Source organism: Paenibacillus sp. NPDC056933 (assembly GCF_042674385.1).
GTDB lineage: Bacteria > Bacillota > Bacilli > Paenibacillales > Paenibacillaceae > Paenibacillus.
Genome location: NZ_JBHUQN010000001.1, coordinates 2,489,556 through 2,505,312, shown reverse-complemented (window position 1 = coordinate 2,505,312; position 15,757 = coordinate 2,489,556). Strand labels below are relative to the sequence as shown.

The 15,757-nt window shown below is 46.4% G+C and carries 12 protein-coding genes; 4 read left to right on the top strand and 8 right to left on the bottom strand.

Features of this window, described 5'->3' with window-relative positions; all coding sequences use genetic code 11:
* Window positions 1-213 precede the first annotated feature (213 nt).
* Window positions 214-840, bottom strand: coding sequence for a hypothetical protein (locus tag ACFTRD_RS11190; RefSeq protein ID WP_379379746.1), 627 nt, complete (start codon window positions 838-840; stop codon window positions 214-216).
* 297 nt (window positions 841-1,137) lie between these two features.
* Here ACFTRD_RS11190 and ACFTRD_RS11185 point away from each other — a divergent pair, with 297 nt between their 5' ends.
* Window positions 1,138-1,512 (top strand): BlaI/MecI/CopY family transcriptional regulator, encoded by a 375-nt coding sequence (locus ACFTRD_RS11185; protein WP_192267077.1) that lies wholly within the window; start codon window positions 1,138-1,140, stop codon window positions 1,510-1,512.
* A gap of 9 nt (window positions 1,513-1,521) precedes the next feature.
* The gene (locus ACFTRD_RS11180; RefSeq protein WP_379379744.1) at window positions 1,522-3,096 is read left to right on the top strand and encodes a M56 family metallopeptidase; all 1,575 of its coding nucleotides are present in this window, start codon (window positions 1,522-1,524) and stop codon (window positions 3,094-3,096) included.
* Between the two features lie 248 nt (window positions 3,097-3,344).
* Here the strand turns inward: ACFTRD_RS11180 and ACFTRD_RS11175 are convergent, their stop codons facing one another.
* The 6 genes from ACFTRD_RS11175 to ACFTRD_RS11150 form a co-directional block, all read right to left on the bottom strand.
* On the bottom strand, window positions 3,345-5,393 hold the full coding sequence (locus tag ACFTRD_RS11175) for a glycoside hydrolase family 16 protein (RefSeq protein WP_379381308.1): 2,049 nt from the start codon (window positions 5,391-5,393) through the stop codon (window positions 3,345-3,347).
* 201 nt (window positions 5,394-5,594) lie between these two features.
* Window positions 5,595-7,166: a response regulator gene (locus tag ACFTRD_RS11170; RefSeq protein WP_379379742.1), complete on the bottom strand. Its 1,572-nt coding sequence runs from the start codon at window positions 7,164-7,166 to the stop codon at window positions 5,595-5,597.
* Window positions 7,167-7,169: 3 nt separating this feature from the next.
* Window positions 7,170-9,008 (bottom strand): sensor histidine kinase, encoded by a 1,839-nt coding sequence (locus tag ACFTRD_RS11165; protein ID WP_379379740.1) that lies wholly within the window; start codon window positions 9,006-9,008, stop codon window positions 7,170-7,172.
* Window positions 9,009-9,083: 75 nt separating this feature from the next.
* A complete protein-coding gene (locus ACFTRD_RS11160) occupies window positions 9,084-10,742 on the bottom strand; it encodes an extracellular solute-binding protein (protein WP_379379738.1) in 1,659 nt (552 codons plus the stop codon).
* Window positions 10,743-11,221: 479 nt separating this feature from the next.
* Window positions 11,222-12,259, bottom strand: coding sequence for a ketopantoate reductase family protein (locus tag ACFTRD_RS11155; protein WP_379379736.1), 1,038 nt, complete (start codon window positions 12,257-12,259; stop codon window positions 11,222-11,224).
* 43 nt (window positions 12,260-12,302) lie between these two features.
* Entirely contained in the window at window positions 12,303-13,019 is a 717-nt protein-coding gene (locus ACFTRD_RS11150) for an acetoacetate decarboxylase (protein ID WP_379379734.1), read from the bottom strand.
* A 190-nt stretch (window positions 13,020-13,209) separates the two neighbouring features.
* Here ACFTRD_RS11150 and ACFTRD_RS11145 point away from each other — a divergent pair, with 190 nt between their 5' ends.
* Window positions 13,210-13,806 (top strand): LysR family transcriptional regulator, encoded by a 597-nt coding sequence (locus tag ACFTRD_RS11145; RefSeq protein WP_379379732.1) that lies wholly within the window; start codon window positions 13,210-13,212, stop codon window positions 13,804-13,806.
* Window positions 13,757-14,125 (top strand): LysR family transcriptional regulator substrate-binding protein, encoded by a 369-nt coding sequence (locus ACFTRD_RS11140; protein WP_379381306.1) that lies wholly within the window; start codon window positions 13,757-13,759, stop codon window positions 14,123-14,125. The genes ACFTRD_RS11145 and ACFTRD_RS11140 overlap by 50 nt, the downstream gene beginning before the upstream one ends.
* Window positions 14,126-14,247: 122 nt before the next feature.
* Here ACFTRD_RS11140 and ACFTRD_RS11135 read toward each other — a convergent pair whose 3' ends face one another.
* Window positions 14,248-15,654, bottom strand: coding sequence for a family 4 glycosyl hydrolase (locus ACFTRD_RS11135; RefSeq protein ID WP_379379730.1), 1,407 nt, complete (start codon window positions 15,652-15,654; stop codon window positions 14,248-14,250).
* Between the last annotated feature and the right edge of the window lie 103 nt (window positions 15,655-15,757).

The following is a 15,757-nucleotide window of genomic DNA, read 5'->3' as shown; positions in this document are numbered from 1 at the left end:
GATCAGGGACGCGTTATCCGTGAGTAAAACCTATGTAAAGGGTTATACTCTTTTGATTTCTTGTATTTCATTTTACGTATGCTGAAAGGAAGTGTCGTAATGTCTTCTAAACTAAGCTGCTTTATCTTTTGGTCGCTGGTACCTTTTCAAAATGTTGTACAAGAGAAATTCACTGAATTGAAAAACGGACAGCTATTGACTGTCCGTTTCTATCTAGGGTTTTACATATTGTAAAATAGCTGCCGCTGCACGGACACGTAAGTCAGCATCTTCGCTGTGCAGCGCTTCTTTCAACACATCGAGGGCTTCTTTAACTGTGTCTTCATCTACTCTGACCGAAGAATGACTATCTTCTATAGTCGTTTCAGAGTTGACCGAGAGCCAGGGGTCCAATTGTGCCTGAGATATGGGATGTTCGAATTTCGCAATGATTGAATGTTGATTACGTAATGCCTGTACTTTGTCATTTAACTCCATCAGAGGGATACGTCCCAGCCAGGTAACACCTCTTCGGTGACATAGGGACTCTTCTCCCGTGCCGTACGAATCATCGTAAAAATAATCGCCAAGATCCCCGACGTATGCCCATTCAGCATCATCTACCAGGAGATAATCTCCATCCTGCATGATATACACAAACATATGGAGAGTCTCCAGTACTTGTGTCAGTTCCGTCTCTCCTATCCCGTAACGCTGGATCAGTTGGTGCTTCCATTCTTCCGGTGGCTCGTGCTCCAGATCCCCTATCCCAGGCCAGGCAATGCCAATAAAGTTATTCTCCAGGAACGATGCAGTCCAGTTAATTCCTCGCAATGTAGATTGTATATGAAACAAATTCATGGTGTCCCTCCCTATTGTGATTTCAGGATTTATGCCTAAGTATATACCCCAAGCATTCGTCTCTGCACTAAAATCAAACGAAGTTCTTCTTTCATTCTGGAAAAAGCAATGCTTAATCGTTTATTACAAAGTCCTAAATTAGAATTTACCTTACCGTTAGAACAAATCAGCCTCTGTTGTTCCTCAACATCCTTTCGACACTTGACTATCTACTACATGGTGTAGTAAGTTAGTCGTACTACGTAGTGTAGTAATACCCTTTGTTATGGACGCATAGCGAAGTAAGGAGTGTTCACCGTGAACCAAATTCAAAAATTATCGGATACTGAAATGGAGCTGATGGAAGCGATCTGGGAGTGTGAGCCACCAGTCACCTCCACCGAACTGCTGCACCTGTTTTCACAAAGGGGTAAAGATTGGAAAGCGCAAACAATCTCCACCTTTCTCTCCCGGCTGGTAGACAAGGGAGCTCTTATGGCAACAAGGCATGGACGCACCAACAAGTATGTGCCTCGTATTTCGCCCGAAGATTACAAGTTACTGGAAACACAACAAGTCCTGGATGATTTATATCAAGGCTCAGTCAAAAATTTGATTTCAGCTTTGTATGACGGCGACAAGCTCTCCGATCAAGACATTGCAGAGCTGAGACAATGGTTTTCGGAAAAGTAGGTGAATACGATGAATACTATTCTTGTATTATTGTCTACCTTGACCGTTGCCGGAAGTGTTGTCGTCGCTTTCATCTTGTTACTGCGCCTCTTTTCCTTTCAGACTTTTCCGGCAAAATGGCGTTTTGGCATTGGGAAAATCGCTTTGGGTTTGTATCTATTACCCATCTTTCTTGCTTTTCACTGGGTGTTTACAAGGTTCATATCCAATGCAACAGTAACCAAGTTACCCTTAACAGTTGAACAGGGGTTGGCTGAGCCGTTCTATCTGGTTCCTTCCATCCCGGTACAGTCCATTTCAGCAAACCTAGCGCTCTCTTTTATATGCGTATGGGCAGCTGGAGCCATAGTTTTTGCATCATGGCAAATATATGGATACCACAGGTTTCTCAAGAAACTAGAACTTACGCGAACCATCGTTCCGAAGAACAGCGAAGTTGCCGAGCTGCTCCCTGTCGTCAAGAGAAATCTGGGTCTCAAAAGCGAGGTTCGGCTTGCATATAGCTCCATGATTCGCAGTCCTTTTCTGATTGGGTTGTGGAAACCGACGATTTATCTGCCTTTGGAGAATGTAGCAAATGTGGATCTCACCATGGTGCTTCATCATGAACTGATTCACCTGAAAAGGAAAGATTTATGGGTCAAGGCGCTCATATTGGTAGCTCGTGCGCTGCATTGGTTCAATCCGCTGATTCATACACTTTCCAGGGATATTCACATATGGAGTGAACTGTCCTGCGATGAAGAAGTCGTAAAGGGAATGTCCATTGCGGATCGTAAACGTTATGGGGAAATGATCCTGAACGTAGTCGCCGGATCAAGGATTTTACCCACCCCATTGTGCTCCTCACTATCCGGGGATGGCAAACAACTAAAAAGGAGATTAACCATGATGCTTAACGTAAAAAAAGTGAAAAAGAAAACCTTTGTTATAGCGATATCAGCGCTCTTTCTGGTTACTGCAATTAGTACCGTAACAACGGCTTGGGCTTCCAGCAATACGCCCAGGGTGGTTGCGAGTGAGGAAACCACTTCGGGGGTAGCACGTCCTTCGGCACAAGCCGAAGTTCGGGAAGGCGCTTCTGTAGTAGCACGTCCTTCCGCACAAGCCGAAGTTCGGGAAGACGCTTCTGTAGTATCACGTCCATCGGCACAAGCCGAAGTTCGGGAAGACGCTTCTGTAGTATCACGTCCATCGGCACAAGCCGAAGTTCGGGAAACTCCTGCTGTAGCACGTCCTTCCGCACAAGCCGAAGTTCGGGAAACTCCTGTAGTATCACGTCCATCGGCACAAGCCGAAGTTCGGGAAACTCCTGCTGTAGCACGTCCTTCCGCACAAGCCGAAGTTCGGGAAACTCCTGGAGTACCACGCCCATCGGCACAAGCCGGAGTTCGGGAAACTCCTGCTGTAGCACGTCCTTCCGCACAAGCCGAAGTTCGGGAAGACGCTTCTGTAGTACCACGTCCATCGGCACAAGCCGAAGTTCAGGACGCTTCTGTAGCAACACGCCCATCGGCACAAGCCGAAGTTCGGGAAGCTCCTGGAGTAGCACGCCCATCGGCACAAGCAGATGCCAGTCATTAAGGGCATTTTCAGGAAATCGCAACTTAACCAGGCATGATATAAAAACTCTAAGCAGCCTTTGTCCAGCATTGGAACGAAGGCTGCTTGATTGTTGTTGAAAAGAGAAAATGCTCAGTGCTCTTCTAAAATGGTAAAGACCAACAACAAAAATGTTGTTGGTCTTTATCTGTCCTCTTTCAGCGTTCAATGGTCTGTCGGCTAGGCTGAATGGCCTCCACACGACCGTGATCATGAACACGGTGGTCTTGTTACTGTTCTTTATACACTCGCACGTAATCCACCTGCATGGTAGCCGGAATATCAGATGCGTTCGGAGTCCGGCCGCCGTCAAAGTTTCCGCCGATCGCCAGGTTCATAATGAGGTAGAACGGCTCATCGAAAGGTGCGTTCGGATTATTCGGTGCGGCTGCAGAATACCACTGCTGGTTGGTGACTTTATAGAAGAACTTTCCGTCGACATACCATTTAATGTTGTCCTCTTCCCACACTACAGAGTATACATGATAATCATTCGCAAAAGTTTGCCCTTCTGGGAAGTGGTAATCGCCACCCGAATACTGGTTCACGGGCCATTGTCCACCAAAGTGTACAGTACCGCTTACTGAGCCAGGCAAACGGCCTCTCGCTTCCATAACATCAATTTCACCTGATGCAGCCCATGTGCCATATACCGAATCCTTTGGAAGCATCCAAAGTGCCGGCCAAACCCCGTCGCCTGTAGGCAGCTTGGCACGAAAATCGACTCTGCCATACTTCAAGGAGAGTTTATCCTTGGTATTAATCTTGCCAGAGGAGTACTTTGCATACCGATTCGGATCCTGCGGGAAGGATTTGTTGTCGTTCATAGCTTTGATATTCAGCTTTCCGTCCTGAACATATACATTTTGGGTGCTGTTCGTGTAGTGCTGCAGTTCTGCATTACCCCATCCCCAGGTTGCAGGATCGTTATTGAGATAATAGCCTGTTTCATAGTTCCATTTACTTGTATCCAGTGCAGTTCCGTTAAACTCATCCTGCCAGATGAGATTCATGCCTGCGACAGCCGGGTCCGTTGGTGTTCCGATTGAAATATCCTCTTGATCCGATACATCCGGGCGCGGGGCATTTGGATTACCGATGAAGGTATAGTTGACGAAGTTGTTGCCGATATTTCCACCTAATTGTCCGTTCAGTGGATAGCCGATACGAATCTGCATATTCTCTTGGATCGGCCGGAACCAAAGACCATAGACGTAATCGGCCCAGTATCCCCACTGATTGGCATCAGACATATTATTGTAGCCATTACCGGAGTAAACAAATTTGCTCTGACCGGAGTTACTCAGATCGACCCATTGCCCATTGATGTTAATCTGGTATACAAAATTGCCCAGTTCCTTGGCGATTGGCGCACCTCCGTCAATTTTTGGAAGCGGTACTCCAATGGAACCATTCGCATCTGCTGTGAAAGTTGTTCCTTCATATGGCGTAATAACATATGAATTTCTTGTCGGTTCATTAAAGGTAATCGTGTAAATGACGTTAGCCGAAGAAGTCTTTGATTCCAATTTGACATTGATCGATTCCGTTACGTTAAACCAGTACCCTCCACCACCATCAGTGAATTGGCCGAAGTTGTGATCATAGATCCAGCCGCTGGCTGCGTTATTATCAATATCAATCCAAGTGCTGCTGTTTACAGGTTTGACATACACTTTCAAATCATCCGCAACAGCTTCATAGGTGACCGCAGGATTATTGTTGAACGTTGGATATGTAAAGCCTGCACCGCCTGTGAAACTTGCTGTGATTTGTGGCCCTTGTGTCGGATTCATCGCTGTGATGGTTGTTTTGTTTATGTTTTGGAATACAAGTTGATATTCAAGCTTAACACCATTCGCTTTGGAGTACAGTTGAATATCGGTTGTTGCGGAGAGGGTGAACCAATAGCCTTGGAAGCCACCATCGCTCCAGTGCCCCCAATTTTGGTTATAGATATAACCGCCTGCTTGGTCAATATCAACCCAGTTGTTGCCTACTTTTACATTCACACCCACGTCACTGTGAACATCATTCCAAGTCGCAGAGCCTCCATTGAACTTAGGCATGACAAATCCGTAACTGGCCTTGCCAACCCCTGATTTTGAAATAACAGGCCCGTCTGCTGGTGAGAAGTACTCCATTGAGGTAACAGTAGTTCCGGCTGCCTGAACCTTTGAAGCCGGCAATACACCAACACTAACCAGCATCACAACCACTAGGAACATGCCAAATACCTCTTTAATCAACCGTTTCTCCGTAAAGTCAGATGGTTTCATCATTGCCCTCCTTTAATAGAATCATAGTTTCTCCCAGTCTATGCGCAATAAGGAAATCGCTTACATGGGGGAATATCTTTATTCTATCGAATAGGTTAATTTGCTGAAAAGGTACATTTGTTTTTGTTATATCCCATTTTTTTGGCTTTTGATTCAATTCGCATATTTAACATAGGAAATTGTCCGTTTGATTATGCTGTTTCATGGGGTAGCGTTATCGTACTGAGCTTCGTGCTCTGCCTTCTGCCGCATCATCTGTCGGTACTCTGTGGGTTGGATCTGCATCACAAGGCGGAACGCCCGTGTAAAGCTTTTGTAGCTTTCATAGCCAACCATAGCAGCCACCTCAACAATTTTATGATCGGTTTCGGCCAGGAGTCGCCGCGCTTTATTCAGACGCACATCTCGCAGGTATTCGGCAAAACCTTTACCAATATTCTTCTTAAACAGATTTGAGAAATAGGCATAATTAAGCGACACATGATTGGATACCATCGCGAGGTCCAGCGGTTTATGGTAACTCTCGTGTATAAAACGAATGGCTTCATTTAAGTCCTGCGAATGGCGATAGCTGCACTTATATTCAAAATAGAACTGATTCAGCCGAAGCAGCTGCTGTTGCAGCGCCTGCATATAATCGCGCATCCCCGGATAATCGAAGAGATTACGCACAGACTCAAGGTCCAGTGCTTCTTCCCCCAAGTAAGGGCGAATAACTCGTTCGTATTCCTCCATCATCTGCACGGTGGCGGCGCAGAGCTGTTGGGTATAGCGAATAGGATAGCGTTGCAGCACATTTTTGTGAAATATTGCGGAAATACCCTGAGTGATTGTACTACTGTTGTCGGTTCCAACGGACTGGAACAGTTCATATAAATCTTCATAGGGAAGTTGCCACTGCTGATCCATATGCTCAATATGTGCTGGCAGGATACTGTACTGATCCGGAAACAGGTAACTATGGCGATAGAGCTCAAGGACTTGTGTATAGCTGCCTGGCAGCCCCTTTAACCCTTGAATCGGGTTAGTAATGGCCGTTATCGCATCAATCTTTCCTCCCTTGAGCGCTGCAGGTAAAACACCTGGATCTATCGACGCATCTACCGCAAGAATCAAGTACGGGCGGTGTTGCAGACAAATACAACCTTGTCTGCCAAACACACGATAAGCCATGGCTTCCATGCTATGGGCGCTGATGGCTCCGGGCTGATTAATCCAACATTTCTCCCGCAGCAGGCACAGGCGATAGTTGCACCATAGGGCAGGATTTTGTTGCTGAATCTGAAGAATCCATGCGTCATCGATTAACGCACCTTGCATAAACATTCGTAATTCTTTACGATCTGTCTCTTGGGCGAGACGGGATACATGCTGCATGTTAAAGGTAAGTGCCTGCCGTGTTTGGATTTCTTGCCATATATGCTCTAGCGAAGTTTGCAGATCCTCTCGCTTCAACGGTTTTAGCAAGTAGCCCTTTGCCCCAAGTCCGATGGCTTTTTGAGCATATGTAAAATCACTATAACCACTGATAATGAGGTATTCCAGCTCGATTCGCTCCTCTTTGGTTTGTGCCATGAGTGCAAGTCCATCCATATCCGGCATCATAATATCGGTAATAACGATGTGGATGCTATGCTGGCGCAAAAGGCTTAGCGCCTCTACTCCGCTCGCGGCACAGTAAATGTGGTTCAGTTCCAGAGGAAATTGAAGTAGCATCGCCTGCAGACCATCACGGATGTGCTTTTGATCGTCCACAATCAGAATATTGATCATATCCTACCACCCTCCAAGATTTGCATTTTCCCAAGGCAAGCGTATCGTTACACAGGTATATGCACCCTGAACACTCTCAATCCAAAGACCGCAATTCTTGCCATAATGAAGCTGCAGTCGCTTATTCACGTTTTCCAAACCAAGACCGTTCTTGCTGGAAACAATCGGCGTATCCGATTCGCTCCGCAGTACTGCCTGAAGACGGTGTAACATCTCAGGCTCTAACCCTTCTCCGTCATCTCTTATGTTAATGAAAAGCAGACTGTCATTCTCCACAGAAAAGGTAATCTCTATAGATACCCTGCCGCCTGAAGGTGCCCCGTGATGAACTGCATTTTCAACGATGGGCTGCATACACATCTTGGGAATGGCATAGCGAAGTATCTCCTGAGGAAGATCCGCTGTCATAACGATATTGCTGCCTTCCATAAAGTTGATAAATTCAACATAACTTTGGATATTGGCAAGCTCTTCACGAAGGGCAACGGTATCACTTCGCCACTGCATGCTGTAGCGAAGCTGGGAGCCCAACGACACCAATGAATTAGCTATAGCAGGCTGCCTCTGTACCTCTGCCACCATACGGATCGATTCCAGAGCGTTGTATAAAAAATGGGAGTTCATCTGCGAATGCAGGGAGTGCAACTGTGCGTTTTTGGCAATCAACTGTTTATCCACAACTTGTGTCATCAGATGTTTGACTTCATGTAACATTTTATTGTAGTTCACAGCTACCTCATCGATTTCATCCCCTCTTTCGTTCTCCTCAAGGCCAGTATCAATTGTTGCATCCAGTTGCCCTTTCCGTACCTGACGCATTGAAGCCAGTACGCTGTCCAGCCTTCGGAAAATACGCCGAGTTGTATGTGATACGAGTAGCAAGAGCAGCAGCAGTACACACAATGTAATCGTTACCACAAATGCATACCAACTGCGAGGCCCCTTCATCAACGCCTGATGGGAGGCAATATCGACCACATAAGTATTCAACGGAGCAATGTACCGGTATAGTGCATAGTAGCTCTGTTCTCCAACCTTAACCTTGACGGGACTTTCCTGTGGCAGTACGTTCAACTGGCGATGGATACTGCCAAGAATCTCGTCCAATCCCTGCCCGGACTTTTGAGAAAATTCATGCTGGGGATTGTAAACATACTGGGGAGGATCGCTTTCGTTCATCAAAACTGAAAAGAATTCCCCCTTGCTCTCCTGGAGCAGGTCATTGAAAAACATGCTGTGCGGGACGCGAATTTCCATGATACTAGGACGTTTTTGTTCCTGCCCCTGAAGGCGAACCAGACGGTAGTAGGATAACGTATGTTCACCATCCTTAAAAGAAAATAAACGGTAAGCCGCGCCACCTTCATCCCGAAGCTTTACCCAATAATCCTGCGGCCAAAATTTCTGATAATGATAGATTTCAGGCCATATTTCATACAAGTTCGGGTTATCGACGTAAAAGCTAAGCTCACTAATCATCGCATTGCTCTGAATGATATTATGCATCTGCTCAAACTGGTTTTGCTTAAATTTTACTAGTCGAAGTCCATCCACAAGCATATTGGAATGGATAAAATCCACAAATGATTTTTGAGTTAGCGCGGTTGTGGAAGCGTTCTCAATGGTATTCATTCTGCTGCGCAATTGTTCGTTTAGCCATGAAACGTGGCTGTTTCCCATTGCCATAGCATCCTTGTATAGCTGGTTTTCTTGCATGCGGATATACAAAAAGGATACCAAAATAACAGGTATGGCAATCATCAGGCTAAACGCCAAAAACAGCTTCTGGGATATACGGGCATTCCGGTAAAGTTTCCTCAATCTAGCCAGTAGGTATTTCATTCTGATGCCCTCACCACCTTTGTTATACCATATATTACAAGTTAGCTGATAGAGAGCAAGGATGTTAAGGAATGATTATTTAGCCATCTTGGCTTTTCTCGCATCCAGCTCGGCCTGACGGTATTCCATCACCTGATTAAACCCGTAATTCACACGACGTGCCAAGAAATTTTCGAATATTTTATCAAAAGCAGCTTCATCCTTGGCTGTGATCAGTTCAGGCAGTACTTCATCCCAATTCTGAGAAATACGTGACCAGGCTAATGCTATATCGGAATCTCCTACAGGATCTAATCCCTTATAGATGCCGCTGTCCAGGTCGGCCTGTTGGTTGGCGAACTCCTCCATTTGCTTACTGGATGGGGCCTTCTCCGGTCTCCACGGGTTAACGAAAGCAGGATTTCGCAGCATCCAGTAGGTATCCATGATGCCATATTCCTTTTCCAGCCGCTCCCTATCCATATCAAGCAACTCGACCATGTCTGCCGTCAACTGCGGTTTACCATTCTCCATCGCCCAGGTTTCGCCTTCTTTGCCCAAAAATACATCCCTCTGGCCTTCTTCGCTGGCCAGATAGGTCAAAAAGCGGATAGCTCGTTCAGGGTTTTTGGTGGATTTGCTAATCATCGTAACCATCCAGCCATCCATGCTACCGGGAAACAGTTTGGCGGGTTCTCCCCTGCTGTTGCGGGGTCCATCCATAGCAATATAGGATGAGCTCTGGTTCGTACGGACTGCCAATTTCGAATTGAGGTCCGATATGTCTGTCCATTCCCGAATCATCATAAAATATTGGGCATGGTTGGTTTTTTCCTGCACCTGTGCACTGGAGTCGACCAGAAAATCCACATTAATCAGGCCTTGCTCATAAGCGGTACGAAATGTTTTCAGCCACTGAATATAATCGGGATCTGTAATACGGTCATATACTTTACCGTTCTGTTCATGGGGGATCGCGAGCAGATTTTGCAAATATTCGGTCATCCCGTAGGATGCATTCCCCTGTGCCCAAAATGGACTGATTAGTTGGCCTTTATAGACAGAATATTGATTCTTCAGCAATTGCAACGCATTTAGAAAACCTTTCGGCGTGCTGAGGTCCGGTTTGCCCATCGACTCATACAGATCTTTACGTACGAGAAAGGTTTGGTTCGCTCCCGTCAGGCCGGTTGCACGCATCTGTTCGGGACTGTACGCATCATTGGGAATGACGTAGGTATGGCCATCTTCCTGCCGATACCATTGTAGAGCACCATCACCTGCTACCTTGTAAAAGTACGGATCATACTGGTTGGCCAGCTCATCCAGGGCATAGATGAGGTTGCTCTCCCGAAGCTTGTTAACCGCACTTTCCCAGGAGCCGATGGTTATCAAATCCGGCAAACTACCGGACGTTAACATCCGTGATAACATCTCACTTGGTTCGCCGGTTGGCACTACAAATTCAATATTGACTCCTGTTTTTTGGGTGACATATTTGGAAGTCAGACTCTCACCCCAGGTGTGCCCGTACCATTCGGCTCCAACGAACCACGTTACATTCACGGGTGTGGTATCCAGCTTCCATGCCGGTTCCTCCGGATTCAGCCTGAAGCTCTGCACCTGCTCCGTTCGGTCAGCTTCTGTCGAAGCAGCCTTATCTTCCGCTTGCCCTGAATCGGAACAAGCAGCCAATCCTGACATCAGAAACATCATCGACAAGGCTAAGATGAAAGGGCTACGAACCATAAACATCTGAGCGTCTCCTTTCTATACTGGCCATCTACAATCCCCATCTCCATCAGCATTCATACAACTGGTGGTACAACCGATTTTACTATCCTTGGATTAAAATGGAAATGATTTCATGGTCGATTCTCAGATGATCCGCAACATTCCCCCCTAACGAAACACAATCATACCCGCGATCATTGGGTCGATCATTGCCCTGCTGATTTTCTTTGCTCTGACGCGCGGTGGAGCGTTCCGAAGGCTTTAACAAGCAGTGAAACCTGTTGTATATTGGATAATCCTGATCAGAGACGCTGCGACACAGCGACTTTCACCGGGGTTATTTTTTGGAAGTAAAGGTACGTTCTTATGTATAGGATAAAAAGGCCCGAACCAGTAATCTTAGATAGATTAACGATTCGAGCCAGGCTTCTTTTTGTTCTACACCGGTTTATTCGTTTTTCATTCGCTTGCTGCTTGTGTCAATGTACGATTAATCAGGTTTAGGCATTCAGAACATTCAGCAATTCTTCAAAAGCCAGGATGTTGGTGTCAAACTGCGGTATGGTCTGTGCCTCTTCTGCCGCTTGCACCAACTGAACCACCAAATCATTGTACGGTGTTGCAATCCCCGTTCCTTTCGCCTTGTTTGAAACCACTCCGTTGATAAAATTAATTTCCGTTTTGCGTTTTTTCTCCAAATCCTGCAGCATGCTCGCTTTGAGCAATCTCGAAGGCTCCATCACATAACGCAAGGTCTGAATGCGTTCAGCAATGTCTGATTCGTTGAGAAGCTCCAGTGAGGCGATAACGAATCCGTTCATTTTCACAAAGGAAACGCCGTTTGCATGTCCGACTTTAATCGTTTCGTCCGCGATATGAACCGCACTTCGAATGCCCGCTTCATGGTCCAGAATGTCACCATACGTACCGTTCAGTGCTGCAGACAAACCGCTAAATGCATTGTTGATCAGCAGTTTGGACCATTTGGTTCCCACAAGATTATCGGAGATGTGTGTACCCCCGACAAGATCCAGAACTTCTTTTACACGCTGAATCCGATCGGTATGTTCTCCGTTCAATTCACCAATCTGGAATGCATACTGCTTGAATTGAGTGTACGCTGTGGTCAGGCTTGAAATACCAGGTTCAATAAACGTAGCGCCGAATTCAACGGAGCCGGCTATGACACGTTTTGCACCCACAATGGATGCGACGTTGTCTTCCGGAATTCCGTTTTGCAGGGAGCATACCATGCTGTCCTCATGCAAGAACGGAAGCAATTCCTGTAGCACTGGATCATTATACAACTGTTTGGTCAACAGCAGCACCAGATCATATTGCCCTGACTTTTGCTCAGGGGTGATCGCTTTTACTTTTGCCTGAAACTCGGTGGTTCCGGTCACTTTGGCACCTGTCTGATTAAGGGCATTTACATGCTCCTGATACGCATCAATTAACTCAACGTCCATTCCGCCATCTGCCAGATATGCACCAACGATGGTTCCCAAAGAACCTGCTCCTACAATTGCAATTCTCATCTTTGTTGCCTCCTTATTTTTTCTCCAGGTAGTTATATACAGGCTACGCCGCATTTAAGGTTAAGTCTGTAAGAATATGTGAAGCTGACATAACTTCGAGTACCGGCAGATCCGCCAGAGGCGCGAGTGCATGTTCAAACAGCTGCAGGCGGGCAGGTCCTGTCCAGGCCTCCTTCACCTCGATATCCGTAATTTGAGTACGGATCAAGTCACAGATTCGCAGATTGCCGGAATAGTCCGTAGCGATTTTAATCATAAAATTGGGACGACAGATTTCTTTTTTCGCGACATCCTTGTCCAGCTCTACATGTTTGAAGCCCATCGTCGCGGTGGCTACACGCAGTGTTCCGTAGTCCAGTGTGCCCACGAGTGTATCGGAATCCGTATATAATTTCGGAGCACCAAGCTTTTTCGGATATGCGGTCAGCTCCCTCCCGCTTGCAATCGCCGGAAAATTGTCCACGTACATGGAATGCACGTAATCGCCGTCTTCGCCGTTAAATTGCACGGGAATGACCTGACCCGCTTCGGTGTATGCACCAAGCCCGGAAACATCGGGCATCCACATCACTTCAAATTTCACCAAAGGTTCGATGATCTCCAGCGGTTCGGGAACTACCGCGCGTAAAGCCTGTTCATCTGTCCGGTAGATGATGTTCAGGTATTCACGGTTGACGAATTTATAGGGTGGCATCGGATATGCCGGGGCGGTTAAAGGGGTATTCAGGTTTTTGGCTATGTTGTTCACATCCATTTTCATCACAAAAACACCTGCCTTGAAATAGGGTTAGTTTAGCTGCAAGAATACGGTTCGTGGTACGCGTATGATAGTGTGTAATGCCATCAGTGTCCCGTACCTTATAAAAAAATTCTACATTAATATTCAAATTTAATATAATACATAATAAGCACTATATATATTTATTCAAATAAATAAGGAGAGCATACAAATGGAACTGCTCCAGCTTAAATACTTTCAAACCGTTGCGTATACGGAACATATCTCCAAAGCGGCCGCACAGTTGAATATTGCCCAGCCTTCACTTAGTCTGACAATCAAGAGATTGGAGGATGAATTGGGAACCACCCTTTTTCACAGGAAAGGAAGAAATATCGAATTGAATGCGTCGGGAGAAATCCTGCTGAAACATGTGAACCGGATTTTTGTTGAACTTGAGAATGCAAAGCTTGCGATGCAGGAGAAGGAACATGAGCTTTCCAAGCTGATCCGAATCTCGATCTCGAATTCCAGATTTCTCTCTGGCCTGATTAGTGAATATATTCAAGGTTTTTCCGAGTCTCAGATTCATCAAGGGATTGCAAGCCGGAGTGACATCATCACCCAGTTGAAAAAGGGAGACGTAGATCTCGGCATCACCGGTCACCACCCGATTCAGGATGAAGAGATTGAAAGCCGTGTGCTGGTTGAGGAAGACATCGTTTTGGTTGTGCCATCCAAACATACTTACGGCGGAGATGAGAATATTTCTCTAGAATATTTCTCTAAGTACTGTCGCAAGCGAACCCTTCCTTTCCCTTGCCAATAATGAAGAATATAGCCGGTTTACTGCGATGTTATGCGAGAAGGCCGGCTTTGTTCCCCATCACGCTTTTGAAGTCGATTCCCATACACTGGTCGAGATTATCAAGCTGGATCAGGGCGTTGCGTTGCTTCCCGTTTCCGTCTGCCGTAATCTGGGGTTGCATTTTATATCCATTGCTGACCAGGCAGCGATATATCCGATCAGTTTGTCTTGGGTGAAACATCGGATGTTATCTCCGTCCATTCAGCAGTTTCGTGCATTTATTACCTCGTACTATGAGTCGAACGCCGCCCAGTTTAAGGTCCGTCATGATATCCGTTAAAAAAAGACCAAAAGACCACGAGTTTCCCGGTAGGGGAAGCTGTGGTCTCTATGTTGTATATAAGTGATTTGCTCACAAAATGAACGGAGTATATTCCGGTCACACGACAACGTTAGTGATAATCAGGAAACTGTCAATCCGTGTTTGTACCAGCCTTCAGGGATCATCTCCCGCTCAAGTTCGAGCAGTTCGGCAATGATCTTGTCCGCATCACTTATGGAGTTCACAAGCGGGTCGGTCAGCATCGCCCTTCTCAGTTTCTCATAGCTTTGCTCCACAACAGCCTCGGCTGTAATTTCATGTGTATCCAGTACCACCTCCTGCATGCCCCGAATTCCCCTTGGCATCTCGCCAACATGCAGCGGCTTCACGCCATCCATGCTCACATCGCAGAGCAGTTCCAGGAACGAATCTTCATTCATATTGGTTACCGCGCCTTGATTCAGCGTGTTGATGAAGAACTTTTTGCCCAAATTCCCTACCATATTCTCAATAATGTCCGTTGCGTGATCCGGACCAAAGGTGCTCATATAATCGGTAATCGGAATCTCACCAGAGAGAAAGCCTTCTACCTGCTGCCACATTTCGTCGTGACGCTGATATCGGTCTTCCGTCTCCCAGATCGACAAAGGCGGGATGGCGTCCGACGTTTGGCCCAGACCTTGCCAATACCGTACGTATTCCTTCGTGTGTGCCGTACAGGTGGGAATGATACCAAAAATGTCATACAGCTCATAAGTGATCGCGTCGTTGAAAATCGCTTTGGCACCGCGATCGCCGCCATTGTTCTCATCCCCTGCCATTAAGCGCATGGCTTCCGCGATCTTGGGCATCACATTTTGCCCTTCATACTCGGCTTTGAGCAGCCATGTGAAATGGTTGACACCAGCGATGCGAAAATCGAACTTCCGGTCAATCTCTTCGGTGAACTCGCTATTATCTCCAATAATACCAGCTCGCACGGCGTAATAGGCTTTCTTATGCGGCATATGATGACTATCGCAGAGTGCAAATGATTTGAGCTGAGGTGCATAACGATGCAGTGCAATGCCATGAACTGTAGACGGATTAATGTAATTAATTACCCATGCCTCAGGACATAACTCTTCGATGTCTTTCGCATATTCCATAATAATCGGCAGTTCACGCATTGCCCGAAAGATCCCTCCTGGACCAATTGTATCCCCGGAACACATGCGAATGCCGTACTTCAAAGAGACCTGACAGTCGATTCCCCGGTATTTCACCGATTGCTCTGCAAAGCTGAGTACAACGAAATCAGCCCCCGCCAGTACTTGTCTGCGGTCCACCGAGCCTTCCACTTTAAGAGAAACGTTGTTTTCCCGAGCGACCATCTCTGCCAGTCTTACCATTTTCGTGAGTCTCTCCTCGTTCGTATCCACCAGCGCAAGTGTTCCCTGATTCAGGTAGGGCGATTGAACCATCTGCCAGATGGACTGACGACCGAAGAACAGGCTGCCTGCTCCAATGACAACGACTTTTGGGTGCTGCATATTTGCTGGATTCATCCATAACGCCTCCTTGTAACGATATAAGTCCATTATAGGGGAGTGATCTTGAATCGGAATGGATGATAGTTTTCAAAACATGTCATATAGTACGATACTTAAC

What these genes read in the sequence shown, in the direction of transcription:
- ACFTRD_RS11190 (WP_379379746.1), bottom strand. Translation starts at nt 840, where the DNA reads ATGAATTTGTTTCATATACAATCTACATTGCGAGGAATTAACTGGACT.
- ACFTRD_RS11180 (WP_379379744.1), top strand. Translation starts at nt 1,522, where the DNA reads ATGAATACTATTCTTGTATTATTGTCTACCTTGACCGTTGCCGGAAGT.
- ACFTRD_RS11175 (WP_379381308.1), bottom strand. Translation starts at nt 5,393, where the DNA reads ATGAAACCATCTGACTTTACGGAGAAACGGTTGATTAAAGAGGTATTT.
- ACFTRD_RS11170 (WP_379379742.1), bottom strand. Translation starts at nt 7,166, where the DNA reads ATGATCAATATTCTGATTGTGGACGATCAAAAGCACATCCGTGATGGT.
- ACFTRD_RS11165 (WP_379379740.1), bottom strand. Translation starts at nt 9,008, where the DNA reads ATGAAATACCTACTGGCTAGATTGAGGAAACTTTACCGGAATGCCCGT.
- ACFTRD_RS11160 (WP_379379738.1), bottom strand. Translation starts at nt 10,742, where the DNA reads ATGTTTATGGTTCGTAGCCCTTTCATCTTAGCCTTGTCGATGATGTTT.
- ACFTRD_RS11155 (WP_379379736.1), bottom strand. Translation starts at nt 12,259, where the DNA reads ATGAGAATTGCAATTGTAGGAGCAGGTTCTTTGGGAACCATCGTTGGT.
- ACFTRD_RS11150 (WP_379379734.1), bottom strand. Translation starts at nt 13,019, where the DNA reads ATGAAAATGGATGTGAACAACATAGCCAAAAACCTGAATACCCCTTTA.
- ACFTRD_RS11145 (WP_379379732.1), top strand. Translation starts at nt 13,210, where the DNA reads ATGGAACTGCTCCAGCTTAAATACTTTCAAACCGTTGCGTATACGGAA.
- ACFTRD_RS11135 (WP_379379730.1), bottom strand. Translation starts at nt 15,654, where the DNA reads ATGAATCCAGCAAATATGCAGCACCCAAAAGTCGTTGTCATTGGAGCA.